Source organism: Pseudomonas sp. KK4, assembly GCF_001984065.1.
Lineage (GTDB): Bacteria > Pseudomonadota > Gammaproteobacteria > Pseudomonadales > Pseudomonadaceae > Aquipseudomonas.
In genome coordinates, this window is record NZ_LYVP01000036.1 from 25,182 (window position 1) to 50,599 (window position 25,418).

The 25,418-nt window shown below is 58.2% G+C and carries 35 protein-coding genes and 1 tRNA gene; 6 read left to right on the plus strand and 30 right to left on the minus strand.

The window, feature by feature from the left end:
* Positions 1-2: 2 nt before the first annotated feature.
* The 16 genes from B0W55_RS14370 to B0W55_RS14440 form a co-directional block, all read right to left on the minus strand.
* Positions 3-3,023, minus strand: a complete 3,021-nt coding sequence (locus B0W55_RS14370) for a phage tail tape measure protein (protein WP_077046638.1) — start codon at positions 3,021-3,023, stop codon at positions 3-5.
* Positions 3,024-3,050: 27 nt separating this feature from the next.
* Complete coding sequence (locus B0W55_RS14375; protein ID WP_077046639.1) at positions 3,051-3,323, minus strand: DUF1799 domain-containing protein; 273 nt, start codon at positions 3,321-3,323, stop codon at positions 3,051-3,053.
* Between the two features lie 47 nt (positions 3,324-3,370).
* Positions 3,371-3,754: a phage tail assembly chaperone gene (locus tag B0W55_RS14380; RefSeq protein WP_077046640.1), complete on the minus strand. Its 384-nt coding sequence runs from the start codon at positions 3,752-3,754 to the stop codon at positions 3,371-3,373.
* Between the two features lie 9 nt (positions 3,755-3,763).
* Entirely contained in the window at positions 3,764-4,411 is a 648-nt protein-coding gene (locus B0W55_RS14385; RefSeq protein WP_077046641.1) for a phage tail protein, read from the minus strand.
* A 69-nt stretch (positions 4,412-4,480) separates the two neighbouring features.
* Positions 4,481-4,897 carry a phage tail terminator-like protein gene (locus B0W55_RS14390; RefSeq protein WP_077046642.1) on the minus strand — a complete coding sequence of 139 codons (417 nt, stop codon included), beginning with the start codon at positions 4,895-4,897 and terminating at the stop codon, positions 4,481-4,483.
* Positions 4,894-5,490 carry a hypothetical protein gene (locus B0W55_RS14395; protein ID WP_077046643.1) on the minus strand — a complete coding sequence of 199 codons (597 nt, stop codon included), beginning with the start codon at positions 5,488-5,490 and terminating at the stop codon, positions 4,894-4,896. The genes B0W55_RS14390 and B0W55_RS14395 overlap by 4 nt, the downstream gene beginning before the upstream one ends.
* The gene (locus tag B0W55_RS14400) at positions 5,487-5,855 is read right to left on the minus strand and encodes a hypothetical protein (RefSeq protein ID WP_077046644.1); all 369 of its coding nucleotides are present in this window, start codon (positions 5,853-5,855) and stop codon (positions 5,487-5,489) included. Before B0W55_RS14400 ends, B0W55_RS14395 begins: the two co-directional genes overlap by 4 nt.
* A 16-nt stretch (positions 5,856-5,871) precedes the next feature.
* Positions 5,872-6,375 (minus strand): DnaT-like ssDNA-binding protein, encoded by a 504-nt coding sequence (locus tag B0W55_RS14405; RefSeq protein ID WP_077046645.1) that lies wholly within the window; start codon positions 6,373-6,375, stop codon positions 5,872-5,874.
* Between the two features lie 56 nt (positions 6,376-6,431).
* Positions 6,432-7,007: a hypothetical protein gene (locus tag B0W55_RS14410; RefSeq protein ID WP_077046646.1), complete on the minus strand. Its 576-nt coding sequence runs from the start codon at positions 7,005-7,007 to the stop codon at positions 6,432-6,434.
* A gap of 51 nt (positions 7,008-7,058) precedes the next feature.
* A complete protein-coding gene (locus B0W55_RS14415) occupies positions 7,059-8,027 on the minus strand; it encodes a major capsid protein (protein ID WP_077046647.1) in 969 nt (322 codons plus the stop codon).
* A gap of 10 nt (positions 8,028-8,037) precedes the next feature.
* Positions 8,038-8,748: a hypothetical protein gene (locus tag B0W55_RS14420; RefSeq protein WP_077046648.1), complete on the minus strand. Its 711-nt coding sequence runs from the start codon at positions 8,746-8,748 to the stop codon at positions 8,038-8,040.
* Positions 8,749-8,893: 145 nt separating this feature from the next.
* Positions 8,894-9,046, minus strand: a complete 153-nt coding sequence (locus tag B0W55_RS30805; RefSeq protein WP_175645508.1) for a hypothetical protein — start codon at positions 9,044-9,046, stop codon at positions 8,894-8,896.
* Positions 9,047-9,115: 69 nt separating this feature from the next.
* The gene (locus tag B0W55_RS14425; protein WP_077046649.1) at positions 9,116-10,204 is read right to left on the minus strand and encodes a minor capsid protein; all 1,089 of its coding nucleotides are present in this window, start codon (positions 10,202-10,204) and stop codon (positions 9,116-9,118) included.
* Entirely contained in the window at positions 10,179-11,639 is a 1,461-nt protein-coding gene (locus B0W55_RS14430; protein ID WP_077046650.1) for a DUF4055 domain-containing protein, read from the minus strand. Before B0W55_RS14430 ends, B0W55_RS14425 begins: the two co-directional genes overlap by 26 nt.
* Positions 11,639-13,126 (minus strand): terminase, encoded by a 1,488-nt coding sequence (locus tag B0W55_RS14435; protein ID WP_077046651.1) that lies wholly within the window; start codon positions 13,124-13,126, stop codon positions 11,639-11,641. The genes B0W55_RS14430 and B0W55_RS14435 overlap by 1 nt, the downstream gene beginning before the upstream one ends.
* Position 13,127: 1 nt before the next feature.
* Positions 13,128-13,727, minus strand: a complete 600-nt coding sequence (locus B0W55_RS14440) for a hypothetical protein (protein WP_077046652.1) — start codon at positions 13,725-13,727, stop codon at positions 13,128-13,130.
* A 73-nt stretch (positions 13,728-13,800) separates the two neighbouring features.
* Between B0W55_RS14440 and B0W55_RS14445 the strand changes: the two genes are divergently transcribed.
* Together B0W55_RS14445 and B0W55_RS14450 are read left to right on the plus strand one after the other, a co-directional pair.
* Positions 13,801-14,016: a hypothetical protein gene (locus tag B0W55_RS14445; RefSeq protein WP_077046653.1), complete on the plus strand. Its 216-nt coding sequence runs from the start codon at positions 13,801-13,803 to the stop codon at positions 14,014-14,016.
* A gap of 63 nt (positions 14,017-14,079) precedes the next feature.
* On the plus strand, positions 14,080-14,538 hold the full coding sequence (locus B0W55_RS14450; protein WP_077046654.1) for a hypothetical protein: 459 nt from the start codon (positions 14,080-14,082) through the stop codon (positions 14,536-14,538).
* Here the strand turns inward: B0W55_RS14450 and B0W55_RS14455 are convergent.
* The 14 genes from B0W55_RS14455 to B0W55_RS14520 form a co-directional block, all read right to left on the minus strand.
* Positions 14,533-14,724, minus strand: a complete 192-nt coding sequence (locus tag B0W55_RS14455) for a hypothetical protein (RefSeq protein WP_077046655.1) — start codon at positions 14,722-14,724, stop codon at positions 14,533-14,535. The two genes, B0W55_RS14450 and B0W55_RS14455, sit on opposite strands and share 6 nt — an antisense overlap.
* A 52-nt stretch (positions 14,725-14,776) precedes the next feature.
* The gene (locus B0W55_RS14460; protein ID WP_077046656.1) at positions 14,777-15,121 is read right to left on the minus strand and encodes a hypothetical protein; all 345 of its coding nucleotides are present in this window, start codon (positions 15,119-15,121) and stop codon (positions 14,777-14,779) included.
* Positions 15,118-15,456 (minus strand): MFS transporter, encoded by a 339-nt coding sequence (locus B0W55_RS14465; protein WP_077046657.1) that lies wholly within the window; start codon positions 15,454-15,456, stop codon positions 15,118-15,120. Before B0W55_RS14465 ends, B0W55_RS14460 begins: the two co-directional genes overlap by 4 nt.
* Before the next feature lie 328 nt (positions 15,457-15,784).
* Positions 15,785-15,859: transfer RNA gene (locus tag B0W55_RS14470), tRNA-Met, on the minus strand.
* 200 nt (positions 15,860-16,059) lie between these two features.
* Positions 16,060-17,100, minus strand: coding sequence for a PDZ domain-containing protein (locus B0W55_RS14475; protein ID WP_083743188.1), 1,041 nt, complete (start codon positions 17,098-17,100; stop codon positions 16,060-16,062).
* Positions 17,101-17,319: 219 nt separating this feature from the next.
* Positions 17,320-17,865 carry a hypothetical protein gene (locus tag B0W55_RS14480; RefSeq protein WP_077046659.1) on the minus strand — a complete coding sequence of 182 codons (546 nt, stop codon included), beginning with the start codon at positions 17,863-17,865 and terminating at the stop codon, positions 17,320-17,322.
* On the minus strand, positions 17,862-18,464 hold the full coding sequence (locus B0W55_RS14485; RefSeq protein WP_077046660.1) for a recombination protein NinG: 603 nt from the start codon (positions 18,462-18,464) through the stop codon (positions 17,862-17,864). The genes B0W55_RS14480 and B0W55_RS14485 overlap by 4 nt, the downstream gene beginning before the upstream one ends.
* Positions 18,461-18,931 carry a hypothetical protein gene (locus B0W55_RS14490; RefSeq protein ID WP_077046661.1) on the minus strand — a complete coding sequence of 157 codons (471 nt, stop codon included), beginning with the start codon at positions 18,929-18,931 and terminating at the stop codon, positions 18,461-18,463. Before B0W55_RS14490 ends, B0W55_RS14485 begins: the two co-directional genes overlap by 4 nt.
* Positions 18,928-19,440, minus strand: a complete 513-nt coding sequence (locus B0W55_RS14495; protein WP_077046662.1) for a hypothetical protein — start codon at positions 19,438-19,440, stop codon at positions 18,928-18,930. Before B0W55_RS14495 ends, B0W55_RS14490 begins: the two co-directional genes overlap by 4 nt.
* Positions 19,437-20,234: a hypothetical protein gene (locus tag B0W55_RS14500; RefSeq protein WP_077046663.1), complete on the minus strand. Its 798-nt coding sequence runs from the start codon at positions 20,232-20,234 to the stop codon at positions 19,437-19,439. Before B0W55_RS14500 ends, B0W55_RS14495 begins: the two co-directional genes overlap by 4 nt.
* Entirely contained in the window at positions 20,221-21,192 is a 972-nt protein-coding gene (locus B0W55_RS14505) for a phage replication protein (RefSeq protein ID WP_077046664.1), read from the minus strand. The genes B0W55_RS14500 and B0W55_RS14505 overlap by 14 nt, the downstream gene beginning before the upstream one ends.
* A gap of 1 nt (position 21,193) precedes the next feature.
* Complete coding sequence (locus tag B0W55_RS14510) at positions 21,194-21,916, minus strand: Rha family transcriptional regulator (RefSeq protein ID WP_083743190.1); 723 nt, start codon at positions 21,914-21,916, stop codon at positions 21,194-21,196.
* Between the two features lie 149 nt (positions 21,917-22,065).
* A complete protein-coding gene (locus tag B0W55_RS14515) occupies positions 22,066-22,488 on the minus strand; it encodes a phage regulatory CII family protein (protein ID WP_077046666.1) in 423 nt (140 codons plus the stop codon).
* A 295-nt stretch (positions 22,489-22,783) separates the two neighbouring features.
* A complete protein-coding gene (locus B0W55_RS14520; RefSeq protein WP_077046667.1) occupies positions 22,784-22,963 on the minus strand; it encodes a Cro/CI family transcriptional regulator in 180 nt (59 codons plus the stop codon).
* 109 nt (positions 22,964-23,072) lie between these two features.
* Between B0W55_RS14520 and B0W55_RS14525 the strand changes: the two genes are divergently transcribed.
* The 4 genes from B0W55_RS14525 to B0W55_RS30015 all read left to right on the plus strand — a co-directional run bounded on the left by B0W55_RS14525 (position 23,073) and on the right by B0W55_RS30015 (position 25,248).
* Positions 23,073-23,726: a LexA family transcriptional regulator gene (locus tag B0W55_RS14525; RefSeq protein WP_077046668.1), complete on the plus strand. Its 654-nt coding sequence runs from the start codon at positions 23,073-23,075 to the stop codon at positions 23,724-23,726.
* A 293-nt stretch (positions 23,727-24,019) separates the two neighbouring features.
* Entirely contained in the window at positions 24,020-24,415 is a 396-nt protein-coding gene (locus B0W55_RS14530; protein WP_175645509.1) for a type II toxin-antitoxin system RelE/ParE family toxin, read from the plus strand.
* Positions 24,416-24,425: 10 nt separating this feature from the next.
* Positions 24,426-24,818: a helix-turn-helix transcriptional regulator gene (locus tag B0W55_RS14535; RefSeq protein ID WP_077046670.1), complete on the plus strand. Its 393-nt coding sequence runs from the start codon at positions 24,426-24,428 to the stop codon at positions 24,816-24,818.
* Positions 24,811-25,248, plus strand: a complete 438-nt coding sequence (locus B0W55_RS30015) for a hypothetical protein (RefSeq protein WP_139340917.1) — start codon at positions 24,811-24,813, stop codon at positions 25,246-25,248. Before B0W55_RS14535 ends, B0W55_RS30015 begins: the two co-directional genes overlap by 8 nt.
* Positions 25,249-25,418 lie beyond the last annotated feature (170 nt).

Genomic DNA, 25,418 nt, shown 5'->3' on the forward strand with positions numbered 1-25,418 from the left:
GATCACCCCTTGATTGCCCGGTTGATTTTGCCGCCTTGGCGCAGATCCACCGCCACCAGCTTCTGGTAACGCTGATCGACGAAGTCGGCCAGGTCCTTACCGAACTGCTGGTAGGCCGGATCATCGGTAGTGGAGCTGGTCGATCCGTCGCTGGCCACCATCACCTGGACATTGATCTGCGCCGCGCCGCCGGCGCTCCCACCGCCCATTGCGGCAAGGTTGGCCCCAGATGTGAGCGGAGTAACGCTGCCGCCATTCGCGCCAGTCATGAGGAACGACCGGCCACCCTCGCTGTAGAGCTCCGGACCGAGTTCGTTGACCTCATACAGGGAGTTTGCCGCCACAGGACCGCCGGCTGCGCGGTAGCCCGAGAAGTCGACATTGGTATAGCCGGCCTGAGAAGCGCCGGCATTCGAAGAGACGGCGCCAGCAGAACCAGAGGCGAGACCATTGCCGCTGCCGCCGGTGAAGTAGCCGGTAGCCGCACCGACCAGACTACCGAGCAGTGCAGAACTGGCTTGTCGTGTGGCAATGCGCGCCATGTCCGCCAGGATCGACTTCGTGAAGTCCGCAAACGACAGCTTGCCGGTCATGGCGAAGTTGACGATCGCGTCCTCCATCGAGCTGAACGCGTTGGTGAAAAGGCTCTTCGTCTGCCCGGCGACATCCCGAGCCGATTCCAAGTAGTTCTGCCACGCCGACGACGCGCCAGCGCTCCAGTCGCCCTGGGCAGCGGTCATGTCGTCGTAGTTAGATTGCACAGTATCGTGCAGGTCCTGCTGGGTGGCCTTCAGTGCGGCCAGCTTCTGGGTGTACTCGTCGAGGCTCATGCCACGCGAGCCGTCGCCATATTGGTTGGCTAATTCCAGCCGCTGCTGGTTAAAGCGGTCGTCGATCCCGTTCTGCTGATCAGTCAGCGCACGCTGCCGGTCACCCTGGCCGAGGCTCGATGCGGCGCGCAGGCCCTGCTGCCGAAGCGTGTCGACCTGTTGCTGCAAGGCGCTGGTGTACGTATTGACGGCCAACGTCTGCTTACGCAGTCGCCCTTCTTCGTTCGTCGCAATGACCGCCAGTTCGCTGTCGCTGTCCTGTTGAGCCTTGACCATGGCGGTTCGGGCGTCGGCGATCTTCTGATCAATCTGGATGATCTGGGCACCAGTGGTGCCCTTCTTCGCCTTGGCAGCTTCAAGCGCGTCGATCTCCGCCTGGTAGCCCTGGGCAACTTCGTCGGCCTGCTGCTTCAACAGGCTGATGCGCTGCTCGGTGTAACTGGCCTGGCTGATCACGCCGGCGCGCTGGGATGCTTCCAACTCCTTGTCGGCGTTTTTGTAGTAGGCCAGGGTTTCGGCCAGTGCGTTCTTCGCGTTGTTGAAACCGGTGGTGTCGACGCTGCCGGCCGGCGCCTTGGGGTCCTTGAACTGCTCGTTGATGTTCGCAATGTTCTTATCGATGGCCGCCTGGTTCAGCCGGGGATCCGTCGGAGCGACCTTGCGAATGTCGTCGAGCTGCTTTTTGTATTCCTTGAGTGCCTCCGCGCGCTTTTGCTCGCTGGTGTATGCGGATTTGGTCAGCGCATCCACTTTGCCCATGGCAACAACAGCATCACCTTGGGCTTTCGCCTGCTCGCCATCCCATTTGGCGATATCGGCCTGCGCTGCCTTTTCATCCTCCAGCATGTTCAAGCGATTGCGCCTGAATTCGATCAACGCATCCTTGGACTTTTTGCTTTGAAACAGGCCGTCCATGTTCTCGGCTTCGAGAAGGCCAGCCTTCGCGCTCTCGATCTCCGAATCAATGTCGCGACGACCTGCGTTTTTCAGTGAGTCAGCGGCCCGCGCAACGGCGTTATAGGCCCTTTCCCAGAAGCTCAGGTTTTCGAGAATCTTTGGTGTGCGCTCGTTGATGGCGTCGGCGTATTGCTCAGTTGCCAGCTTGACCGCGCCAGCGTGGTCGCCCTGTTTCTCCAGTGCGGCGATCTGCGAGTAAACCGATGCCGTGAGGTAGTGGTACTGCTCATTGAGTGCTGCAGACGCTTTGACCGGGTCGTCTGCCAGTTTCGAAAATTCGGCGACCGTTTCGCTCACAGCTTTGCCGGTCGCTTCCTGCATCGACACTGCGGCCTGGGCGATACCTGCGAAGCTGTCGCCGGCGATCTTGCCATTGCCTGCCAGCAGCGCCAGAACTTCAGCGGCCTGGCCGGTCGTACCCACGGTAGCGCTGACCTGGCGCGCCATTTCGCTAAGTTGCCCGGCGCTCACCCCAGCCGAGTTGCCGGTGAGAATCAATCCTTTGCTGTAGGCATCCTGTTCTTCGCTGCCTTTGTAGTAGGAATAGGCGAGCGCGCCCACCGCGGCGGTGACAAGCGCAATCGGCGCCAAAATGGCAAGAAGACCGGCAGCTGATGCGCCAGCGCCCGCCCCCAATTGAGCCACCGCACGCACGCCACTCCCCCAGTCGCCGGAGGACAGCGCATTTCCCAGCTGAACGACGTTTTCCTGAGCCTGGCGGGTGCCCAGCTTCAGCTTATCGAAGCCGGTCGCCGTTTTTTCGAGCTTCGCGTAGTCCTTGTCGATCTTGCCCAGCGCGGAAGTGAACTCATCCTGGCTAATGCGGCCGGCATCCAGATGCTTGCCCAGGTCCTCAACCTGTTTGTCCAGCTTGGCCAGCGCCGCCTTCGCCGGGTCGATTGCGCCCAGCAGGCTGTTCAGCGCTTTCTGTTCATCCAGCGTCGACTTCGCCAGCGCCGCTTGCTGCTTATCCAGTTGCGCGGTGATCTTGGTGAACTCAGCCTCGCCGTACGCACCGGTTTTGGTCAGCTTCGCCAGGTTCTCGCGCTGCTTGGCCAGTTCCTGCGTGGTGGTCGCGCCTTTCGACAGCGACTTCTCCAGCGCCTGCATTTCGTTCATCAGGCCGACGGCGGACTGCTCAGCGCGATCACCAGCCTTGGTCAGCTTGTCGAGATCGGTCGCAGCGTTGGCGGCATCAGCCGAATCGACCTTGATGCCGAGTTCTGCAATGTTCATCGACTCACCTTGAGTAAGTGCCCGTTCTCACGGGCTGTTGTCGCGGGCTTCCGCCATAACAGAGAGGGCTTCCGTTTCCATCGCACGGATATCGTGGAAGACGCCGGGGCAATCCTTCGCCGGGATGCCGACGAGCTTCATCACATTAGGCAGAACGCCATAATCGAGCCCGGTAGCGCCGCATGCGCCAGTGCGCCACTGGGTGCCCATCGCATCCATGACGAGAAAGGATGGCCAGTTGTCTGGCCAGACTTCGACGGTTTCGTCGTAGTCCTCCGGCGAGAAGCCGAACAAGGCCATCTGCTCCGCCGATCCTTCGGACTCATAGAGCGCACGGGCGGCGGCGGTCAGTTTCCCAAGCGGGCCTTGCCGAATGCTTCGCTGTAGGCCTTCACCACGGCATCCGATACGCCGATGCAGCTCTTCACCAGGGCAGTGATGGATTCATCGCTGAGCTTGTCGGTGAAACCCCATGACACGACCAGGTCCTTGATCTGGTCGACGCCCTGCTCAACCTCTGCGGCGGTAATTTCAGAAAGCGTCGGCTCAGTCCCCTTGAAGCGCTCACCGATGGCTTCTGCCCTTTCTTTCCAGGTGTCGAACAGTTCAGCCAGAGCCGTGCGGTCACGGTATTTGAACGTGAACGGCACCATTGCCGGCTTGCCGCCAACTTGGGGGATCGCCACATCGACGGTGAACGTCGGCTTCGGCGCAATGGAAAACTTCGGCATGGGAACCCCTTAGGCGTTGTAGCGGGTTGGGCGGGAGGCGAACGAAAGAGTGATGGTCCGCGTCATGATGTTGTTGCGGCTCAACGTCGGGGTCGCGGTGATCGACACATAGGCGTAGTAGTAGATCGTTGCGCCGCCCGGGAGATTTGCGCGGATCAGGCGCGGCTCTTTGTCTTCGTCGGCCGCTTCAACGAGTGCGACGTATGCCTGGGATGGATCATCCGCTACCGGCAGGGTCATGCTGCTGGCCGATTTCGTGGTCGGCAGCTGACGGTCATCGTCGTCCTCGAGGAAACCGTAGGTAAGGAACTGCTGCTCGCCGCCGTTCGCCGCTGGCTCGGTGATTTGCGAGATCTGCGTCCAGCCCGACGCCTCGCGAACCTTGCCGGCGCCGGAGCCAGCCGGGTAATTCTTCACGCTGGTGGTATCGATGCCTTCCGCCGCGAACTCGCCGGTGTCGGAGTCGATGACGCGCGCCGGGCGGCCGTTCAGCTTCGCCCAGGCCGATTCGATGACGATCACGTCGCCATCGGTCAGACCGTGCGCGGCTGCGGTGAGCACCGCCGGTTTGGCGTTGCTGATGGCGGTGAACGATTTCGCAAGGCTGAGGGTGGCCGCGATCTCGAAGGTAGTGCCGTTGGGAATCTTGACGCTCATGGGGTTTCCTCTTTGCAGAAATGACAAAACCCGCTCGATAGCGGGTTCCGGGTTGCCCAACGGGCGGGTTTAGTTGGCGTCGGCTCGGTACTGGAACGACACAGGTACAGTGAAGGTGGTGTCGTCCGGAATACCGGGGCCTGGGTCTACCGGGCTCATGGTCACCACGGTGAGCGTACCCTTCGTGATTCGTTCGTACAGAGGGAACAGCGCGGCAATCTGGTCGGCGATCGCGCCGGCCGCGCCGCGAAAATTGCCCGATGGTGTCACGATGCTGACCTGAAACACTCCAGTGAACAGCTTGTGGTCACCAGCGAGCGCATTGCTCGTGGTATCGGCCGGCAAAGTGAACGCCTTCAGGTAGGTCGCGCCGTTCACAGGTGTATAGGCCTCGTTCTCGACGACGACCTTCAACGGAACCGGCAATGCTTTCGCCCAGCTGATCAGCCTGGCCTCGTAAATCGAGGCAATAATGTTGTGGCTCATACCTGGTTGTTCCTGATGGCCTCCAGCACGATCTGCTGGAAGCGGGCCACGGTGATGCGGACCATGCCGCCGGGAGCCTGGGTCGAATGGCCGAACTCCAGCGGAATCGCGTACGGCAGATTGTTGATGAGGTAGGCAGTCTGCCCAGCAGTGAAGTCGCTCACGGCTGAAACCAACGCGGCAATCGTCTCGTCTCCACCCGGGTCAACCTCGTCAAACGTGACGTTCTCAACGACATCAATCGAAAGGTGCCAGTTGGCCCGGAACCGCCCACCGACATAGCCTTCTGGTGCAACGATATCCATCCCGTCGTTCAGCTTGCGGCCTGGCTTGAGTCGACCCGCTTTCGTCAGGTTGTCCGGATCGCTGCGCAGGCTGCTGTTGTGATCGTCAACGGCCTTGTTGTACTGGCGGGCCACGGTGTTCTGCGCCCAGATCTCCGGGTTACCCACCGGCGACATGCGGATGACGCTACTGCCGACCTCGATAATGATATCGCGCAGGCTGGCGTCGATGGCTTCGGTGGCCTGGGCTGCGAACTCGGCAAGGCTCAGGGCGAAGCTGCCGGATTGTCCGGCGCCGGCCCGGCTCAAGATCGCACCTGCAGCTCATACAGAATTGGCGTGCCGGCGGGATTGATCTCTTTCAGCGGCGGGACGATTGACCAGGTGCGGCCTTGAACGATGATTTTGTTCAGCAGGTCAGGCGCCCACTCGAGCCCCTGCGCGGCGATCTTGAGCTTCTTGTCGCCCTGCTTTATCAGGCTGTTGTTCTGGAATTCTTGGCCTGTGAAGTCAAGCAGGATGCCCTGGGCAGTCTGCTCAGTGATGGTGTCCGGCGGTGCGGTACCAGTTTCCGGGTTGTACTCGCCGACAGTAATTGCCCGAATGGTCACGGGCTGGCCGAACTCTGTGATCATCTCCAGAGCCATCACGGCCATTTCCTCGTAGAAGGCCATGATGGCTCCGTATCAGCTATGCGCGGACGGCGAAAAGCCCCCGCTTCTGGAGATAGTCGGCAAACTGCGTGGCGCTCGGCCGACCAGGCGCCGCCGGCAGCAGTCGACCGCTGGTGTTGGGGATCGTGGCGTATTCCCGAGTCACCGCCCCTTCGACACGCTCCAGGGTGATCGCGCCTTTACGCTTCTCGACCGGGTCAATGTCGTCCTGGTGAATCTCGGCGGCCAGCGCCATCTGCCCATATTGGATTCGCGCCGGCAGGTAGTTGTCGGGCTTTATCTCCTGATCCAGCAGTACTTCCTTGCGGGGCCAGGACAAGCCCTGCTCGCTGTTCATTTTGCGACCTTTCCAGGTCATGCCGTCCATCGCCAAGGCGGCTCGACGCAGCAGCGCTTCCTGCGCAGGCACGTCCGCAGGGATGGCCACGCCGAACTTCACGGCATACAGGGCCAGGTCCTCGGCAGATGCGTAGCTTTCGGCATCAGACTTCCCGGTGCCGTCCTCAATGATCAGTGCCATGTGTCAACTCGCTGTGTTTTTGGACATCAGGCGCCGGTAACCCGGAGCCCGAAGTGTTACGCCTTGGGCAGATCGGCAACTGCCTTTTCCAGCGATTCTACCGAAGCATTCGCCCGATACGTCACATTGGCAGCGTCGAGTTGCGCTTTGAGGTTCGCGATCTTCTCGGCATTGTCGACGGGATCCGCTGCCACCTTGAGGCGTTCGACTTCAGCGCGGAGAGATTCAACCTCGCCCGCCAAGTTGTCACGTTCACCCGTGAGGGTTTCGAAACCTTCATGAATGGCTTTCAGCGCACCGAACAAGCGGATCGGCAGTTCGCCGGCGCCTGGGTGTTCCAGTTCAGTCAGACCTTCGGCGGCTTCGATCAGCAGCACGATGCCATCGCGTTCAGCATTCAACTTGTCAATCAGCTCCTGCAGCGCACTGTGATCACCACTATCGGCGATCAGCAGCACCGGTGCCGATTCAACCTGCCGCACCGTCACCTCCGGCACATCATCGGCCTCTCCTTCGCGACTTTCAGTGATGTTCGCATCGATGATTCGCAGGCCGTGTGCCTTTGCCAGCGCCTTCACGTCTTCCCGGTACTGGTGAAACGGTCCGGGCAGATACCAGATTTTGTTGCTCATGATTGGATCTCCGTCAAGCCGGGCACACGTCCCGGCTTGGACATCACGGGGTTACTTGGAGGCGTCACCGATCAGAGCCACACCGGCGGTGTGCTTGATGCTGGTGGCGGTCTTGTCCCAGTTGGTACCGGTTGCCAGTTCGGCGTCGGTTGGCGACTTGCCGCCGGTGGTGGTGTCCCAGGTGTAGCCCTTCAGGCCCAGGCCAAAGGTGTAGTCGGTCTGGAGCGTGGTTTCGATACGCTCCTTGCCGTTGGTGGTCTGGACGTTGCTGATGATGTCGCGACCGTCGTGCACCAGCGCCGCGCCCTGCACCAGAGAAAGGATGATCTCCTTATTCGGGGTCCCGGCCTGCATCAGTGCCGGCGCGTCAGTCACCACGGAAATCTTGCCGAGGATGTCCACGACGCGAACGTTGCCCGCCTGGAACAGCTGCTGCTGGTTTGCCAGGTTCTGACCGACCAACTTGTGATAGCTGGTGCCCTGCATCACCTGGGTGACCAAGTTCTGGCTCGCGTCGCCAAACTTCGCATGGGCGTTGTTCAGACCGGCGTAGGTGATGCCTGCGGTAGCCGACACGTCGTTGACAGCGGCTGCCTGGGCGGTGATCGCGGCCACCAGTGCGGCGATTGCAGTGTTCAGCTGGTCCTTGAGCAGGATCTCAGCGAACGCGCGGCTCGCCACTTCGACTCCCTGAGCAGTTGGGCGCTCCAGCCAGGTCATCTGCGATGGCTCGTAGCGGATCGGACCGAAGCCGCCGGCTACCTTCACCGAAGTGTTCTTCAGCTCGGTCAGGTCGGTCGCTGCGACAGTGGCGTTTGCGCTGTAGCGATCCACACGGCGCTGGGCAGCCGCCAGGGTCTGGAAGAACGACTCTTGAAGGAAGTCGCCCGTGAAGCCGTCCGGGGACAGCACGATTGCACCGCGGCTTGCGGCGTTGAAAGCGGCGAGATACTGATCCAGCGTCTCGAGAGTCGCCGGCATGATGTATTCGTTGAAAACCTGCATTTGCGACAGGGACATGAGTTATTCCTTACGATTGAGGGAGATCCGGGAACCGGCTCGCGATTGCGGCCGTGCGTTCCTCTTTGGTGCCGCCGATTTTTCCTTTTGCGGCCCCGCCGCCACCTCCAGCACCAGCAGCCCCGCCGCCCGATGCCTTGCTACCCGCGATCAACGGGGCGAACGCCGTGTCGTTTGCGAATTCTGCTTTCAGCTCATCCAGCGTTGCCGCCGAGAGCTTGCCCTGCGGATCGAGGACGACCACAACAGGCTTCCCGTCGCGCTGCTCGACGCCAAGGCGGCGCTCGATGTGCGGCAACAGGGCTTTGGCGCTGCCTGGAATTGCCAGTGCAGACGCGATATCAGTAGCGGTACGGCCAACGGTCAGATCCCGGATCTGTCCGCTCAGCGTTCCACGCTCCTGCTCCAACATGCCGTTCAGCTCAGCTTCGCGGCGGTTGTATTTCTCAGTCCAGGATCGTTCGAGTTCTTCGACGTTGCCGGATTTGCGAGCGGCTTCCTCGCGATCGAGGCGGGCTTGTTCCTCGGCATCCTTGCGCGCCTTGTCGGCAGCTTTCTTCTCATCCAGCAGTTCCTGAACCTTGGATTTCAAGCCCGAGACATCTTCGGGCTGCGGCAGACCCTCAATGCCGAGTACGAACTTGCCGTCCTTCTCGGTGTAGAGCGACTTAACGGAGTCATCGAGACCATCAAGAGTGTCCAGCTGATATTTCAAACCCATTTGTTTGTCTCCCAGAGACGATTTGCAGGCCCGGCCCGCAGATATGAAAAAGCCCCGTCATTGACGAGGCCTATTTAAATTTCGTGTATAAAAAAGCCCCGGCGGATGCCAGGGCTCTTTAAGCGTGTTTTACACAACTTGCGGATCAGTCGTAGCGACCCTCTAGGTCGCAATCAATGCAGAACCACTGTTTGCCTTTGTCAGTAAGACGCTCCACCGAACCAACTGCGCCATGGTCATTGGCACATGGCCGATCAACCTCCATCTCGTCATCCTGATCCAAATCTTGTTCGTCCATACGCCCTCCTGAGTTGAGAGAAGAGACTAACTCAAGGAAGTGATACTCATCTAGTCATTGCTTCTCGGCTCATTTGATTCCTGCCCTTTCAAAGGCCAGCGGCTCAAGAGCGCGCATTTGAACCAGAGTCAACGGTGCAAAATTGCGATCAAGCTGCAGCTCAGCAAAGCGCTCGACACTCAGCCCGCCTTCACGGAACAGCTTCGCCCGGACCCGGCCGATAGCCCTGTCCTGAAAAGCTGCCGGTTGTTGCTTGAGCCAGTCGTAGTAGCTGAGGTCCGCCCTCACCTGCTGCGCGCCGCCATCACCGATGGATGCCCGGGTGGCGCCCTCGGCGAACAACGCACTGAAGCGCGTCACCGCAACCACCGTCGAACGACAGTTGATGTGGATCGGCGGCCGCGGCCCCTCGGAGAGCTTGAACCGGCGCTTGTCGAGCGTCCGGCACTGGCTGGTCGTCTTCGTGTCCAGGGTGCTGACCCACTCCACCGACTGCACGACATCGGAGTTCTCTTTCAGCGTCTCCATGCGCGCCTGGGTGGCAACGTGCTGCACAGCCGTTCGAACGATCGCACCGGCGTTCCGGTTGGTCGTGGCCAGGATTCCGTCGTTGTACTTCAGCGCCTTGGTGCCGCGAATGTTCTTGATGATCTGGAAGTTGGTCTGGCCCTCGAAGAAACCCTGCCGGATCGCGCCAGTGAGGCGTTGCCGCTCGGTGCTGGTGAATCCCTCAATGAATGATTCGAGCAACTTCCCGCCATCCGCACCACGCACGCTGAGTGGATTGGTGAGGATGGCTGCCCTGATTGCAGCAGCACCTGGCACCGCGGCGTCGAACGAAACACCCACCGGCGCCGCCCGGGTCAAACTGGTCGCTTCAAACTCGGCCTCGTAGTTGGCGATATCCACCAGGTCGAGGTTCAGCTTCTCGCTGTACCGGTCGAAGATGCCCAGCAGCAGGCTGTCGACTTCGCTCAGCAACCGCTCCAGGCGGGCGACGGTGTAATCCGTGAGGTCGGCCCGGGTCAGCCGCTCCCGTATCGAGCGGTCGATCTCCTTGAGGAAAGGCCCGAACTTCGCAACCTCCCCGGATTTCAGTTGTTCGAGGAAGACGGCGTGCCGAATCGTGGCATCAAGGATCGCCTGGTTTGCCGCCATTCGGGATTACCTCGTCGTCATCCAAGTCAGGGCCGGGATTCTCGGTTTCCAGTTCGTCTCGGATCTGGTCGTCGGTCTTCTCGGGATCGATGACACCGCGATCGCGCAGGTACTGCCAGAAGTCCCCGGCCGGCAGCTTGCCGCCCTGCACCGCATTGAACAGCGCAGCGAGAATCGTCGCGTCCAGGGTGATCTGGCTGAAGTCCTGATTTAGCTTGTAGAGGGTTTCGCCCGTGGCGTTCACGAACTCGGCCATCCAGACCAGGCACTGGCTGTATGCCTCACTGACGTTGCTGACAACCAGAGATAGAACGCTGTGTTCGGCGGCGCTGTCGTTGTCAGCCTGGGTTGCGGTTTTCACCGCGCTGCCCCGTTCGATCAGTCTGGCGCCGAGGGACACCATGTCCTCTTTCTTGGCGTCCATGGCCTCTTTGACAAGCGTGTTCGGTTCCGGCTGAGCAAAGCCGCACGAACCATTGGCCGGGAGCGTCAGCGGCGCCCGAGAGCCGACATAGATGCCGTTCGCTTCCAAGTGATCGCGCCAAGCTTCATCAAGCCCGGAAATCCAAAACTGTGGCTGTCCGGAGAACCACACCGAATCCTCGTAATCCGCACTGTTGCAGTAGTGGCCGATGTTGAGCACGGCCATGTCGTACAGCGGCGAATCGTCGATGCTGGTGTCGTTGTTCTCGCTGCCGAGGAACTGGAACGGGATCAACTTCCAAGGTTGCCCAAGGCCATTCAATGGCGTGAAAGGCGGAGTGATCATTGTCGTCTCACTGCTGCCCTCTTGCCAGACCTCCTGCGTGTAAACGCCGGCGTCGTCCAGGCGCAGCACTCGATAATGCACAACCCGCTCACTGCCGAAGCCGTCATCGGTATCGATGTCCACCTCTTCGCGCAAGACAACCAGGCTCAGCAGGTGCTGCCCCCCAACCTTGCGAGTCTTCCAGTTCCTGATGGACTCGGCCGGGTAGCTGGCAACGCTCGCCCGAGCACGGCCTGCCTGCTCGTCGGCCTTGCTCACGGTGCCGGCCTTCACGGCAGCGTAGTCCACCAGCAGCCCGTGGCGCCCGACTTCGAGCAAATGCCCGATAACCGATTGCGACTGCTGGTAGATGCTCACGCCCTGCCCATCGATGTCCTTCGAGACGTAGTCGAGAGCCCCGGGGACGGTGAGCGTTGGCCAGGTGCGGAACACCGCGCCCACCAGGCTGCGTTTCGTCCGGCCGGTGGCGTTGTAGAACACGGCGCGCTGCTTGTACCCCTTGTACCGTTCGACGTTCTCCTGGCTGATATCGTGCGCATTCGGCTTCGGCAGATAAACATCGCCGCGGGCTTTGACCGTTTCGGAGCCCTTGCACACATCGCGCACCAGCCGCCAACGGGTCTGTGCCGCGTCGTACTCCGGGCGGGTATAGGTGACGTCTGCCATTAGCGTGCGAATCCCATTTTGATTGATTTGACCGGCTTTCTTGCGCTCTGGGCGACAGCGAAGTACCGGAATGCATCGGCTGGATGAGACGACCAATCGTGTAGGGGTTTGTCCTTCCAGCACCCACGCTTGTCGTCCCATTCCTTGCGATAACTCTCCAAGGCGGTGATGCCTTCCTCGCACTTGGCTTCGTCGAAAGCGCATTTGGGGAAGATCTCCCGGGCCTGCTCGATGCCTTCGTCGATACCGAGCTTCGGCACCACCTGGAACGTCATCGAATAGCGCTGGCCGTCGATCTCGTAGCCCTCTCGGGCGAGCTCTCGGCGGGTCTTGCCATCGCTGCCGAACTCCCGATTATCGATATCGTGCGGGCCCCAGTGATCTCCGTAGGTGTAGCCTCGGTCCTTGAGCACCTTCATGTAGTGCCGCAGGCCTTCCCCGCTGTTCTGGTAGAAGTCGATGACGTGGTATTCGTCGCCAACGATCCGGACGAACCATATTGCCGTGGAGTCGCCGACACCGATGTCCCAGAACGTGTGAACCGGCAAGTGGCTGTTGTCTGGCAGCTTGCCGATGCGCTGGGCCGCGTACAGCTTGGTGAACTGCTTGGCGTAGTAAGCGCCCTCGATCGTCTGCTGAAATGCTTCGGCAGGTATCGATGGGTACTCGCGCTTCATGTCCTCGCCGAGGGTCTTTTCCTTGGCGCTGTACCAGGCGCGCTGGCCTGAGTTTGTGACGATGCCGTGTTTGGCGGCCAGGTCGTCGAAGTACTTGGTCAGCCGGTCAGGGATGACGACGTCGGTCGAATCCAGCCAGTAAAGCGGGTTGCGCCACCAGCTGAAGAAAAAGAACTTCCAGTCCAGCAGGCCCAGGGGCACGCCGGCCATTTGTTGCCTCTCGGCAGACTGGCTGTAATCGAAGAAGTACCCGGCCCGGCCCTCTGCTGTCGACTCGATGGTGACGAAGCATTCAGCGGCCACGGCCTCGAAGGCGCCGGTGACGATCTCCCGCGCCTTGTGTGGGAATTTGGCGCAGATCTTCCCGAACTCGGAAACGTGCAGGTAACGCAGCGTGCCGCCACGGAATGAAGTCGAGACATAGAGCGAGCCGCCCTTGCTGAACACCAACTCTCCGGCAGCGTCATTCCGAGCCGGGTTGGCTGCCCTGATCTCCTTGGGCAAGTTGTCATAGGCGTACTTGACCTTCTCCCGGAACAGCCGCTTGGCGTCGTTCAGCGTGTGGGCGATCAGCGCGCACTTCGCAGCTTCGAACAGCGCCGCATCCAGCTGGACGATGCAGACCAAGGTGGTAAAGCCGAGCTGCCGCGCCTTGAGGATGATGTTTCGGGTGTGCATACCCTGGAAGTAATCGATCTGCTCCTGCGTCATGCGGAAGCGGACCTTCTTCCCCTGCTTGTCGGTGATGAAGTAGAGGTTGTTCAGTCGCCAGAATCGATCCCGGAGCAGCTTCATGTGCTCGGGCTTCATGTCAGGCGTCCTTCGATAGTTCGTCCATCAATTGCGAAAGTTCGTCGGAGTCTTTCGACTGCTCCTTGTCATCAAGGCCGAATGCCGTGCGCTCGAGCACCTGCAGGTTTTTCATCGCCGAGGACAATTGGAAAAGGGTTTTGGCGTTGCTGGGCAGGGCGACCGCTGCCAGCATCGAGCCACGACGCAAGCCGCTCTCATCGTCGGCCGTTTCGTCAGTAATGGCGTCTTCGATCTCCTCGCGTCGCTTGATCGTAGTGAGCAGATCATCCATCAGCAGGTTCGCAAGGTTCGTGGCTTTGCGAATGTCTCTGCGATGACTGCGAACAACCGTCGCGCCCTCCTCCGCTGCCTCTTCGATGATCTCGGCGTCCCGCTCGGGGTTCGCACATTGATCATCGCGAACCTCGCCGCGAACCAGCTTATTGCGAACCTCTTTGCGGACTTGCTCGGAAAGGTCTCTCGCCCATCCAAGGGCCCTGGCCTTCTTGCGAATCGCGGTATCGCTGACGTTGTTTCGATCAGCAATGGTTCTGATCGAAAGCGCCCCGGCCCGGTAGGCTCGTTCGATTGCCTCCCAGTTGGGTTGCTTGGTTGTCATTGGAATTCTCTGATACTTGAAATAGTGGCAGGATGCCGGTATTGGTAGGAATCAACTCAAAGGAGATTGCATCATGGCTGAAGGGATTAAGAACATCGGTAACATCGCAGCGCATACATATCGCGGACAGCCTCCCGAGATTCAGCGTGCAATGGCGGTTGGGGCTGCTCTTGAGATGATCGCTGCATATGCTGCGTCAAATGCCGTTGTAAACCTTGAAGCGGAGCTGAAAAGCCTTTCTGGCTACGCCGACCAGATCCAGGAAGCGCTGAAGGTCAAAGCTAAGTGATCCATCCGTGCCGCACTTACCTGCGGCACACCTTAATGTTCGATCGATTCTCAGGAATTCCACATGGCAGAATCTAACATTGACGAATTTGATAATGCCGTTGGCTTGATATTTGCCGAGCTATATCAAAATTTCCCAATACGTATACTTATCGAGCCGAGAATTGCTGCGAACTCTTCCCCAATAGATCCAACGGTTGACGGCTGGGATAAGCGATATTTTCATCAATTGGCCATTTTCAAATTCACGATGTCTTGGCTAATCCAGGCCGGCTATATCTGGTCTGAAAAACAGGACGATATGGCCGAACTCGCTGGTGTTTTCAAAAACTGTGTTCTTTCGGCAAAAGGCTTGGAGATTCTGAAGACGCCAGACAGTTTGAGCGGTGCCAGCATTGGGGCTCAGCTCCAAGATGCTGCGAGAGACGGCGTTTTAAGCTCTGTCAAATCGCTAACAGAAAAGGCGCTCGGTATCGGGGCCAAGATGGGCTACTCCGCCGCTGTAGCATGGGCTAGCTCATGATTTAATCATGCTGAGGGTCTGTGCGTGGGCATGCCCGTGCAAGATGGATACGACCAGGCCTTGAGGCAGGCCTGCAGCCTTAGCAGCGTCAATTGCCTTGGCGATCGCGCCGTCCAGTTCCTTGACCGCGTTGTTGATGGCAGGGCTCAGCGGTAGCGCGTGATGCAGGCGGGTGATGTTGGTCATGCTCACTCCAATGTCGCGACACAATTTGCCGTCTCGCGAAACGTGTCGCGACCTATGATTTCCGGCGCTCAATACCACCAGGGGGCTTGTCGCAGCGCATGCAGTGTTCGCAATTCAACGTCCTGCAAAGCCAGGCCTTCACCTGCTGCCACCAGATAACCATGAAGATGTGGCGCAGGCCGGCAAGGGCCAGGGACACGTGCAAAGTCAGGCCAGCAGTCGTCGGGCCGAAGAAGATGTTCTGGTTGCGGGTCATCACGACGAAACCGCTGATGGCGATCGCTGAATAGATCAGCTTGCCAAGGATTCCGTCTCGCACCCGGCCGCTCAGGACACACCAGGTCGCCCACAAGGCAATCAAGCCGCAGGCGATGGAGTTGATCAGTTCAAGATTCATGGTGGATTGCCTCCCCCGAACCGCTGGCGGATGAGCGCCCAGAGGTCAGCGGCTTTGATGGCGCGGTTGATGGCTGCCAGAAGCGAACCACCGAAGGTGCCCAGCAGGAAGCCGATGCCCGCGACGATTCTCGGCTCGCTCACACCCAGGTAGGTGCTGACCATGCTCGTCAGGTACCAGGAGCAGGCGACACCGGTAATCAGAAAGATCGCCCAGGCGCGCCAGTCTGTCAGGTCGTCCTTGTGCCACCAGCTGGCAATGACGGCGCCAGTGAAGCCAGCGATCAGCAATCCAAACCTGTCGAGATTGTCGAGCAGGCGCTGCAAATACTCCATGCGCTCGACTCCGTTGGCATGACTTGATTTGAATCAGCCCCAGCATCACTCCCAGCTCAGCGCGATGGGTGTGGTGGAGCCGAAAACGAAAAAAGCCCCGCTCATGCGAGGCCTTGAAATAGGTGCGCGCGTCTTTCCGCGCTGTCCGCCAAAGACCTTCGCAGCGTCGACGCCCTTTCTGCATCGATCTCGCTGTTCCAGTCTCGCACCACTCCACAAGCGTGTGAGGTCAGAGTGCACGGGCTGCCGGTGTTGATTCCGTACGTCGCACTATCCGGCTATCGACGTCCAGGCCGTCCCGAAGGCTGCCCTGGCTACAGGTGAAAACTGGTTGCGAGGGATGGATTCGAACCATCGACCTTCGGGTTATGAGCCCGACGATCTGCCATTGCTCTACCACGCAAAAATACATTCGGGAAAACACCAACTTGGGTAGGGGCTTTCCTCCGAGGTACAAAAAAGCCCGGCGCGCATGTCCGGGCTTTTTCTATTGCTACCAGGCGTATTTAGCAGGGACTCAGGACGAGACTATCGGGCGCAGGCTTGACCGTGACCACCACGAAATAATTGCTGGATGCGCGCAATTTGGAAGCCAACTTTTCATCACTGGACTGGCTGGCCCAGGACTACCGGTAAAAACCCAAATGCGCCGTTCCGGGAGATTTTTAGCACCACAGTAGATCCAGTCGGAATCTTGTTGAGCGCCACTAGAAAATCTACGTCGTCCCCAACGTTAATGTCGTCCACTGCCACCACCACATCGGCAAACATTAGCCCAGCACGCGAGGCTGAGCTTCCAGGAATCACTTGTTCTACCGACGCCCCCGCCAAGGGCATTCCTAGGCGGGCGGCTTTAATGGGATCAATAGGGCTAACTTTTGCGCCGAGGCGTCCAGCTAAAAATGGGACAGGTGCTGGACAAGACCGGGTCGCCAGCACTTCGCCCACAGATTTTTTCTTGGCTGACGCTAAAGACCTCACATCCGTATCAGTTGACGCCTCTGCCCGCACACTAACTGCCATCGCTAGCTGCAGATACTCGCAGGACCGCCCCTGGTATTTCGCAGCAGTCTCATTTGCTATCCATTGAGCCTTAGATGTCTGCTGTGGTACCTGCGCTGATATCGAGGATGCTCCTTGCAAAGGCTCTGCTGACGGTACTCCAGCAACCTGCGCGGCCGCAGTCTTATTTGGCGCTGCGAAAGTAGAGCCCGGTGAGACCCTCCCGCCTCCCTTGATATACTCATCCGCACCGGGTGGCATCCTGGATTGTAGTTCCTTCGCCGCGGAAGGCTCCCTGATCACAACATCCATCGCCGCTACTTGAGTAGAAGTAGCACCCGGCAAACAACCAGTCTCGCGCTCAACTTGCTCGATCGACGTGACGGCCCACTGCGCATGCTTTCTGACGTAGTTCTGATGCTCGCCTACATAGACGGCTAAATCTTGAGATTTCTCTCTTTCCACGGCAAGCGCAAGGCAGCTTCTTCCTCGGTAATTGGCAGGCGCCATCCCCACGCTCTCAGGCGTTTCGGTGCCTGACGAAGCTTCCTGCCCCATATTGATAAACTCTACCGGCCCAAGGCAGCCCGTGAGAGATGCTGTTGTCAGGGCAATTACCGCGAAACTAATTAGTCTGCGCATGTCGAAACCTAGTTGATATCAGAAAAACATCATCACTCAGTTAACTTATAGGAGCAATAAGCCACTGGTTACAGGCAACCCTGACCGCTCTACCAAAAAAATCGAGGCAATAAAAAACCCGGCAGGGTGGCCGGGTTTTCAGTGTCAATCCCTTACGCGCAAGATCGACAGGATGGGTAAATCCTCTCTCACTTTCTCACTCATTGCAATGGCTATTTGCTACGCCGCGCAACTTTCGATCAGGCCTTCTGAATCCAGCAGCTCTTGAGCAGCTATTAGCGCCTCGTTCACCTGGTCGTCGAGTGCCTTGCGGATGTTCGAGCGCCATCGGTACCGAGTCGACTCGGGCTTGCCATCGTTGCCCCAGTTGGTGATGTCGTACCACGCGGCCGGGAGCACCGCGGCCGACCGCTTACCCTCTACGCCTGCCACCTGCGGAATTGCCCACGTCAGCACCGCGCATTCACGGAACCGTTGCGGCGCCGGCGACTGTGCCTTCTTGATCAGCTCAAGTATTGCCCCATGCTTGCGCTCGTCATGCGTGGAGTACTTCGCGACTAAGGCCCGCCAGTGCGCTGGTGACAGCGATTTGTGCAGCCGGCCAAACACCCAGCAGTCAGTAAGAAACGCTGCTTCCTTGCCGACAATCTCTCCCTTCTGCCTGGCGCACTGCACCTTGGGCTCAAAATCGCAACCGCCGGCGGAGTTAATGGTTTCGGCGGCGAGCGCCCGGACAACTGCGGATACCACGTTTCGATATGTCATGCCGCTCTCCCCTTCAGCTCTTTTATTTTTACTCGGTAATCGGCCTTGATGGCTTTGATCTCTTCGACGGTGTATTTGCAGGCCGGGTGAGGCCCTTCAATCCACGCCACCTTGTCCGCGCCGATGCGCTGCACCAGGCGGATGCGATACTCCACGGCATTGCCGGAAAGGTTGCGGTTGCACTTCACGCACTGCCGGTGGATGTTCAGCGCCTCGAATCGCAGCTCCGGACAGGCACCCACGGAGCGGTAATGCCCAGCGTCCCAGCGACTGCCAGTGATTAAGTCATGGTCGTTGGGCAGCGAGTCGCAGCTGATGCAAGGCAGATGAGCATCACGCAGGCGCACATACTCGTTCACCGCGGCCTGGGCCTCGCGCAGGTGTTCTGCCCTGCTCTTGAGTTTTTCCTTGCGGACCTTGATCTCGCGGCGCTCGCGCTGATCTATCGCCTTGCGCGCCTTCTCCTGGTTCTTGGGCGCATCGATCATTGCGCAGGCCGGGCTGCAAACTGCCTGACCCAGGCGCTGCGGGACGAATGAGGCCCTGCAGGTTTCGACTCGGCATTTCTTCGGGCGGGGCTTCCTTGCTGTGAGACTCATGCAGCCTCCTGACTCAGAAGGTCATCGAAGTACACGCCCTGCGGTGCGAAGCGCGCGACGATGCGGTCGGTGTAGGCAATGCCCTGGGCACGGTTGAACAGGCTGGTCACCGGGAATCCGTCCGGCCCGAACAGGTGGCACTCGCCCATCATGTCCAGCTTCGTTTCGTAGGGCAGATGGCGCATGATCCGATACCACTCCGCCTGAAACCCGGCATCCTCGTTCAGCAGGATCTGCACGCCGATGTGCAACTTGCAGTACCGGCGGGCGTCCGCTTCGTCGCCGATCTGGGTCATCTCAGCGATGCGTTTGTACATCGCAAACCACAGACGGTTCTGGTCGAGCGTGCGGTCCTTGCCCGGGCGTAGCGATACCACGACGAACCTCTTCTCGCGGAACATGGTGGTCAGCTGGGTGATTGCCTGGGTAAGCCTGGCCTGGCAGTTGACGCTGATTTTGTCGGTCATAACTGCTCTCCCTTGCCCATGGCGGCAGCAGCCAACCATGCTTTGCCGTCTGCGGTTTCGGCACCCTGCCCGCTCGACAGGTTCCACTGGACCGACTGACCTACATCACCGCTTACGAGATCGCTCAGAGCCTTGCGCAGCGCCTCGTTCTCGGCCTTGAGCTGGTCGCGCTCGCTGGAAACATCAATCAACTTGGCTGCATTGCAGTCGCATTGGCCGCGCCATTCGCCGACCATGTCATACACGTCACCGGTGTCTCCGCAATTCCAGCAGGACGGGCCGTGCTTCCAAACCTCAAGCTCTTGCGCAAGATCACGCTCGGTTGTGCTACGCAAAGTCCTCAGGCGCTCGTTCTCGGCCAGCAGCTCAAGCGCCACCTCCTCCACGGTCTTCTCCCCGAGAAAGTCACCCAGCGCCTCAGCGTTCTGCTTCCACTCCGCGCAGTCAGCTTTCCAGGAAGCCACTTCACTCCACAGCAGCTTCTGGAGTTTTTGTTTGTCGATGGTCACTGCGCCGCCCTCCCTGCTTCCAATTGTTCGGCCTGTTGAACCAGCAGTGCCCGGCGATCAGCCAGCTCGTTGGCTGCCTGGATGCGCAGTTCTGTTTTTTTCTCGGCCGACGCTCTCCGCATGGCGAGCATCGAATCCTTCACGGCCGCGAGCTTGGCGCGCAACTTCGGCGCCGGCCGGGTTACGGTGCCGGTGATCAAACCCGCCAGCGCCCGGCCATCCTCGGTGACTGGCTGGACACTCAGATCTGCCAGATATTGCTGGGCGCGCTCTTGGGGGATCCGCTGCATCTGCGCGGCCTTGCTGATTGCCTGCACTCGGCGATTGGCGTCGAAGCCGACAGACACGTGCCAGTTGACCTGCTTGTTGTCCTCCCGCGCCTGGCCGACCAGACGCTCGTAGGCACTGTTGAAAGCCATGCGCGCGCCGACCTTATCGCCAGCATCGAGGACAGGTTTCGCGGCGGCCAGCGCCAGTTGAATTTCGTCGGTCAGCACCACTGTTTCGAACTCGTCATTCGTGGTCATGGCGATCGCCCAGGCTTCGTCTTTGCCCGGGCGGCCATCGGCGGCCTGAACGCGTTGCAGGATGTCGGCCATGGCCAGCCTGCCTTTCACCTCAAAGCGGCAGGCTTTCAGCGCAGCCTTCACGACAGGCACGGAATAAGCGCACAGGTCTTCAGCCATCATTGCCGCAGTACCTGGGTTCATCTCCTGGCCCATGGCCTCAGCGGTGGCGCAGATCGCTGCCGCCAGGCCGGCAACCTGCTGGTCATTCATCTCAAAGGTATTCATTGCGTGCCCCCGCCTGGCGCTTGGCCAGAACCATCTGGGCTGCCTGCTCGGCTGCCGATGCGTTCGCTTCAGTGCGCTCCAACTGGCGCGCGGTGGCACCGTTGATGCGCTGACCAGTCACCCACTGGGTGTGATAGCTCTCGGCGTTGGCCAGCAGCTCGTTGAGGCTGTGGCACTTGCGAAGGACGGCGGCATCGCTGGTTTTCAGGAAGTGAGCCGCGACGTGATGGGCGACATCGGCACCGAGGCGGTCGACGAGTTGGCCGAGCTGACCACCGACTTTTGCGTTCCACACCGGCCAGGTGCTGTAGCGTTTGCGGTAGGCCATGGCGTAGTTCGCCCAGGCCTTGAAGGTTTTACAGGACTGGTCTTTGGGGCCTGGCATGTCAGCGGGAATCTCGACGCGGGGACCGTCGGTGCGATCAACCACCAGCACCAGGTTGCGGGCCGGCTTGTCCGGGCCGTCTTGCAAGTCCTGACTGGTATCCTGATTGGTACCCTGATAATTGGTATCCTGATTTGTCGGAGATTTTTCCGACCCTTGCTCGGATTTTTCTCCGACCTTGCTCGGATTTTTTTCCGAGGTAGATCGGATTTTTTTCCGACCCTTGCTCTCTGGAGGGGTCGGATATTTTTCCGACCCATCAAGCTTCTGATTCCACTCGATCGCCTTCTCGGTCAGGCGGAACAGCGTGATGTTCGAGGTGCTGGAAAGCTCAATCAAGCCGGCCTCTTCCAGGGCCTTCAACATGCGGTAAGCGGTGTCCGGCTTGTCAGTGAGCAGCGGCAGCTCCTCGATGATCTTGGCCTTGCTCAGCGCGAAGAAGATCCCATCGTCCGTCTTGATTGGCTTGGTCCAACTCGGGCAGCCATAGACGAAGGCGAACAGCAGGGCCTGCTGGGAGTTCAGCCCCCACTCCAGCGCCTTCACCTGGTTGATCGTGACGGTGAATTGCATATCAGGCCTTCCCGACCAGTTTGGCCAGTTCGAGGAAGCGATCGACGTACCAGTGAGGCTGCGTCTCGCGGGGGGATTGAGGACTGGTGAGGTTCTTGCCGAAGGCCATGCCCTTTTCGGTCACGGACCAGAAGTCGACGGTTTCCTGCTTGGAGTTTTTGCGCTGCAGTTGCTTGAGAAATCCCTTGGCTGCGAGGGCGCGATTGAACGCCGCCGGCGCGTAGCGAATCCCATGGTCTTTCAAGAGGGCCGTGGCTGACTTTGTGGGCATCGAGCTGCCGCCGGCAGCATCTGGCGCAGCGTCGACGGCGTAGCCTGGGAGAAACTTCGGGTCCAGGCCGTTGTTCTGGGCGATCTTCGTCAGCATTGCCATCTGGCAGGAGGGGGCGGGCTTCAGCAGGCGCGTGAAGCACTCCATGATGGCGATCTCGCCGACGACCTTTGTGCCATTGAGCAGGACCTGTTCGCGGGCGCCCTGCTGCTGTTCAAGCTCGCGCCACCGGCGAATCACCTTCATGCGCATCGGTGCGCTGTAGCCAGTGAGTAGGCAGTCGGTGTGTTCACGATCAAGCAGGTATTGCACCTGTTCGCGATTGCGCCCGTCCAGATAGATGTCCTCAAAAGTGAGTGCATCTACTTTCAGGTCTTTGAGCATTGCGAGGATGTCCCGCTTCACGTTGTCGTGACGCTTACCGGTTACGTTTGCGATCTCGCGGGAAGACATCGTGGTACGCGACACGTTTTCAGAATTCACAAAACGTGTCGCGACATGGTTCGGGGTATTGCTTGAATTGGGTTGGCTCTGCATAATCCGCCTCATTGAGTGGTATCGAATTAGCCGGGGCGCAATCCCGGCTTTTTTGTGCCTGGGATTCAGGCGGCCTTCACCGATGCATCCATCACGTCCAGGCTTTGCCGGACATGGTTGATCTCTTGGCGAATCAAGGATTTTTCGAAGGTGCTGACATGGTCGTCGCCGAGCGCTTCGTGCACGGCGATAGTCAAATCGGCCACTTCCTTGCCGACATTGATGAGCGATTTGGTGAGTGCCTGAGGCTGGGGAGCAGACTTGGCGACCAGGTCGAAACCAAATTCATTTGCGAGCGCTGCCAGAGGCCGCATGTCACCGGTGTGCAGCAAGATCCCGAACAAGTGCTCCACGGTCAGGTGGTGAGCATCGTTATCGGGGTTGGCACGCTGGAGCAGGCCAACGTGCGCAACGCCCATCTTTGCCGCCAGTGCTTTGGCCTCGTTATCCAGAACAGCGCTTTGGCAGGCCCGCAGAAAATCTTCCATTCGTAAAACCTCAAATTTGTTTCCGTGGTGGCGTTACGCCAACAAAGCGATGATCTGGTCATCAACTGATCAGGGACTTATCCATGACCACTCATTCCGAATTACAAGGCGAGATAGCCGCCCTTTGCTGCTTGGTGGTGGCCTTGGCCTCCACCCTTCCCCTGTCGTCTCAACTCAGGCTGTGGCCTGCGTTCGAGCGGATCGCTGACCCTCTGCGAGTTCGGCTTTGCTCTGATGAGTTACGCGGCTTTGAGCGCGCAACCGTCTTGCTCGCGTCGAGGCGAGCAAAATTGAGTTAGGCGGCCTGCTCTTTTTTGATCGCCTTGAACTTGCCCTTGGAAAGGACTTGGATTTGGTACTGACGGGATTCGGGAATGGTTTCCCCCCACATGGTCACTGCGCTCGGACGGATGCCCAGCGCCAGTGCCAGTTTTGTTTTGTTGCCGAAGAATTCGGCTACTTCATGCGTATTCATTGCGCATCCTCGTTCGAGCTTTACGCAATTTCAGCATGCTTAATTTAATGAGTCAACGTGGTTTTGCGACTACTGCATGCTTAAATTCAGTTAACTTAATATTGGGTCCATGGAAAGACACGAACGTATTGCACGAGCCATCAAGCTCAGCGGGAAAAAGAAAGGCGAAATCGCGGCGCTTTGCGGCGTCGCAAATTCGGCCGTCACTCAATGGATTTCGGGGGAAAGCAAAAGCCTTCGGCCCGAGAACCTTTACGCACTGGCAAAAGCGACCGGGTTCAGACCTGAATGGCTTGCGATCGGCGAGGGAGGTGAGCGTGAAGCCTCAGAATCAAATGTCAGCGAAGCCCGTCAGCCCGTAGAATCCTTCCGCTATCCGGTTATCAGCTGGGTTGCCGCGGGCGCCTGGGCCGAAGCGGTCGAGCCCTACCCGGCCGGCTTTTCAGATCGCTACGAATTCTCGGAATACGACTCGAAGGGCCCAGCGTTCTGGCTCGAGGTCAAAGGCGACTCGATGACCTCACCAGTCGGGCAAAGCATCACAGAGGGCACGCTGATTCTGGTGGACACCGAAGCCGAGGCAACCCCAGGCAAGCTGGTGATCGCCAAACTGCCTGACAGCAACGAGGCGACCTTCAAGAAGCTGGTCAATGACGGCGGGAAACTCTTCCTGAAACCGCTGAATCCGGCCTGGCGGATTGAGCCGTTCACCGAGGACTGCCGAATCGTTGGCGTCGTCGTGCGGGCGCTTCAGAAGTTTTGACCAGAGATTCAGTTACGAATTTTTCTGCCCGTCAGATAGATGGAATACGTCCATCCAGACGAGGTTTTGAATATCTTCGCCATTCACCGCTTCTAGCTACACCGTAAAAATCCGCGGACAAAAAAAGTGACGTACAAGGAGGTATTCATGAAGAGCGGCTTGAGAGATCGTTGGAGGAAGAAGCCCAGTCTTCATGAGATGCCGTCGTCTCTGAAACACTTATCGAGTAGACCGTTATTAACCTATGGGTTAACCTTATGAGGCTACTGGTGCTGGAGGAGTCCAAATGGATCGTGACTGCTGCACAGGAAAAAACTGGGGCAGAAGAGTTTCGTTGCCCTCTGATCGAGTCACTGACGGAGCTGGGCCCGAACTACGAGAAATCAATGGACGGGCTATTGAGTATGCTCGCGAAATTTTCCGAGCATGGCCAAAGGATGCTTAATGATGGTATCTGCCATGAGATTGATGAAAATGAAAAACTTTTCGAGTTCATCAAAGGCGACCTGCGTCTTATTTGGTTTTATGGCAAAGGAAATAAAATCATTATTTGCTCTCACTGTTTTATTAAAAAAGGCAGAAAAACTCCATCACCCGAAAAAGCGGCAGCGACAAAAATTAAGCGAGAGTATTTCCGTTTACTAGATCAAAATATAGAAGTTCCGTTATTTTACGAAGACATCGCATAAGAGAATCATCATGAATAGCTATATCGCATTAAAATCTAAAAGCAAGGATCGCTTAGGCTACTGGCTAGAGTCAGCAAAGCAAGATTTTATGATCTCTATTCACGCGGCCATGACTAAAGAAAAAATTAGCAAAGCTGCACTTGCGAGTAACATTGGATGCTCACCTGCTTATATATCAAAAATCCTTAAGGGTGATGCAAACTTCACCATCGAAACAATGGTGAAAATTTCCAGGGCACTAAATTCAAAATTGTGCATACATTTATCCGACCCTCATGAATCTATTCAGTGGCTCGGTGTTGTGTCATCCAAGCGACCTACGCCAGCTACGACACAGCAGAAATACTGGGCATCTGCGCCTCAGAGGACTGTCAACACTGGGCGGTTAACTGCACATGGATAGATTTACTGTAGTACCTAAATGGGTGATTTTTCCCGAAATTCACGTAGAAGCTAACTCTTCATACGATAACTCAAAGCCGATTGGTGAAGGGTCATTTGATATCGGCTGCACTTTCAACGTGGACTCTGAAGACTCTACGCTGCATGCTAGTGTTTTTATCAAAAATGAATCTCATGAAGAGTTAAACTTGGAGTATAAGTTTGATCTCCATATCTACTCCGTGTTCGAGATAAGTGATGACTATAATGCGTTACCCGTCAAGGCAAAAGAACGGGTGGTCATAGATATTGCCGAACTGCTAATAGGAAGCCTGAGGGAAATGGTGATTACATTGACCTCTCGTGGGCCATGGGGCGCGTACATACTTCCTTTCTTGGACGTCAAGAAATTATCAAAAGATCTAATTGGAAGTTATGAACTAAAAGATTGAGCCATGAGTGAAATCTACAGGTCATCTCAGTACCCTAAGATTTTTGAGTTTTCATAGCGATCTAATAACTTCATGATTTAATAAGCCTGCGCTCTCGTCGCAGGTTTTTTTTATCCTGCCGTACCTCATCACCGGATGGGAACGAGATACCGAGCTTTGTGCGCCCCCCC

What these genes read in the sequence shown, in the direction of transcription:
- B0W55_RS14385 (WP_077046641.1), bottom strand. Translation starts at nt 4,411, where the DNA reads ATGAGCGTCAAGATTCCCAACGGCACTACCTTCGAGATCGCGGCCACC.
- B0W55_RS14475 (WP_083743188.1), bottom strand. Translation starts at nt 17,100, where the DNA reads ATGCGCAGACTAATTAGTTTCGCGGTAATTGCCCTGACAACAGCATCT.
- B0W55_RS14415 (WP_077046647.1), bottom strand. Translation starts at nt 8,027, where the DNA reads ATGTCCCTGTCGCAAATGCAGGTTTTCAACGAATACATCATGCCGGCG.
- B0W55_RS14435 (WP_077046651.1), bottom strand. Translation starts at nt 13,126, where the DNA reads ATGAAGCCCGAGCACATGAAGCTGCTCCGGGATCGATTCTGGCGACTG.
- B0W55_RS14390 (WP_077046642.1), bottom strand. Translation starts at nt 4,897, where the DNA reads ATGAGCCACAACATTATTGCCTCGATTTACGAGGCCAGGCTGATCAGC.
- B0W55_RS14510 (WP_083743190.1), bottom strand. Translation starts at nt 21,916, where the DNA reads ATGTCTTCCCGCGAGATCGCAAACGTAACCGGTAAGCGTCACGACAAC.
- B0W55_RS14535 (WP_077046670.1), top strand. Translation starts at nt 24,426, where the DNA reads ATGAATAGCTATATCGCATTAAAATCTAAAAGCAAGGATCGCTTAGGC.
- B0W55_RS30805 (WP_175645508.1), bottom strand. Translation starts at nt 9,046, where the DNA reads ATGGACGAACAAGATTTGGATCAGGATGACGAGATGGAGGTTGATCGG.
- B0W55_RS30015 (WP_139340917.1), top strand. Translation starts at nt 24,811, where the DNA reads ATGGATAGATTTACTGTAGTACCTAAATGGGTGATTTTTCCCGAAATT.
- B0W55_RS14440 (WP_077046652.1), bottom strand. Translation starts at nt 13,727, where the DNA reads ATGACAACCAAGCAACCCAACTGGGAGGCAATCGAACGAGCCTACCGG.
- B0W55_RS14515 (WP_077046666.1), bottom strand. Translation starts at nt 22,488, where the DNA reads ATGGAAGATTTTCTGCGGGCCTGCCAAAGCGCTGTTCTGGATAACGAG.
- B0W55_RS14505 (WP_077046664.1), bottom strand. Translation starts at nt 21,192, where the DNA reads ATGCAATTCACCGTCACGATCAACCAGGTGAAGGCGCTGGAGTGGGGG.
- B0W55_RS14425 (WP_077046649.1), bottom strand. Translation starts at nt 10,204, where the DNA reads ATGGCGGCAAACCAGGCGATCCTTGATGCCACGATTCGGCACGCCGTC.
- B0W55_RS14370 (WP_077046638.1), bottom strand. Translation starts at nt 3,023, where the DNA reads ATGAACATTGCAGAACTCGGCATCAAGGTCGATTCGGCTGATGCCGCC.
- B0W55_RS14450 (WP_077046654.1), top strand. Translation starts at nt 14,080, where the DNA reads ATGGCAGAATCTAACATTGACGAATTTGATAATGCCGTTGGCTTGATA.
- B0W55_RS14525 (WP_077046668.1), top strand. Translation starts at nt 23,073, where the DNA reads ATGGAAAGACACGAACGTATTGCACGAGCCATCAAGCTCAGCGGGAAA.
- B0W55_RS14520 (WP_077046667.1), bottom strand. Translation starts at nt 22,963, where the DNA reads ATGAATACGCATGAAGTAGCCGAATTCTTCGGCAACAAAACAAAACTG.
- B0W55_RS14400 (WP_077046644.1), bottom strand. Translation starts at nt 5,855, where the DNA reads ATGGCCTTCTACGAGGAAATGGCCGTGATGGCTCTGGAGATGATCACA.
- B0W55_RS14480 (WP_077046659.1), bottom strand. Translation starts at nt 17,865, where the DNA reads ATGACATATCGAAACGTGGTATCCGCAGTTGTCCGGGCGCTCGCCGCC.
- B0W55_RS14375 (WP_077046639.1), bottom strand. Translation starts at nt 3,323, where the DNA reads ATGGCCTTGTTCGGCTTCTCGCCGGAGGACTACGACGAAACCGTCGAA.
- B0W55_RS14485 (WP_077046660.1), bottom strand. Translation starts at nt 18,464, where the DNA reads ATGAGTCTCACAGCAAGGAAGCCCCGCCCGAAGAAATGCCGAGTCGAA.
- B0W55_RS14405 (WP_077046645.1), bottom strand. Translation starts at nt 6,375, where the DNA reads ATGGCACTGATCATTGAGGACGGCACCGGGAAGTCTGATGCCGAAAGC.
- B0W55_RS14380 (WP_077046640.1), bottom strand. Translation starts at nt 3,754, where the DNA reads ATGCCGAAGTTTTCCATTGCGCCGAAGCCGACGTTCACCGTCGATGTG.
- B0W55_RS14410 (WP_077046646.1), bottom strand. Translation starts at nt 7,007, where the DNA reads ATGAGCAACAAAATCTGGTATCTGCCCGGACCGTTTCACCAGTACCGG.
- B0W55_RS14430 (WP_077046650.1), bottom strand. Translation starts at nt 11,639, where the DNA reads ATGGCAGACGTCACCTATACCCGCCCGGAGTACGACGCGGCACAGACC.
- B0W55_RS14460 (WP_077046656.1), bottom strand. Translation starts at nt 15,121, where the DNA reads ATGAATCTTGAACTGATCAACTCCATCGCCTGCGGCTTGATTGCCTTG.
- B0W55_RS14500 (WP_077046663.1), bottom strand. Translation starts at nt 20,234, where the DNA reads ATGAATACCTTTGAGATGAATGACCAGCAGGTTGCCGGCCTGGCGGCA.
- B0W55_RS14455 (WP_077046655.1), bottom strand. Translation starts at nt 14,724, where the DNA reads ATGACCAACATCACCCGCCTGCATCACGCGCTACCGCTGAGCCCTGCC.
- B0W55_RS14465 (WP_077046657.1), bottom strand. Translation starts at nt 15,456, where the DNA reads ATGGAGTATTTGCAGCGCCTGCTCGACAATCTCGACAGGTTTGGATTG.
- B0W55_RS14490 (WP_077046661.1), bottom strand. Translation starts at nt 18,931, where the DNA reads ATGACCGACAAAATCAGCGTCAACTGCCAGGCCAGGCTTACCCAGGCA.
- B0W55_RS14420 (WP_077046648.1), bottom strand. Translation starts at nt 8,748, where the DNA reads ATGGGTTTGAAATATCAGCTGGACACTCTTGATGGTCTCGATGACTCC.
- B0W55_RS14445 (WP_077046653.1), top strand. Translation starts at nt 13,801, where the DNA reads ATGGCTGAAGGGATTAAGAACATCGGTAACATCGCAGCGCATACATAT.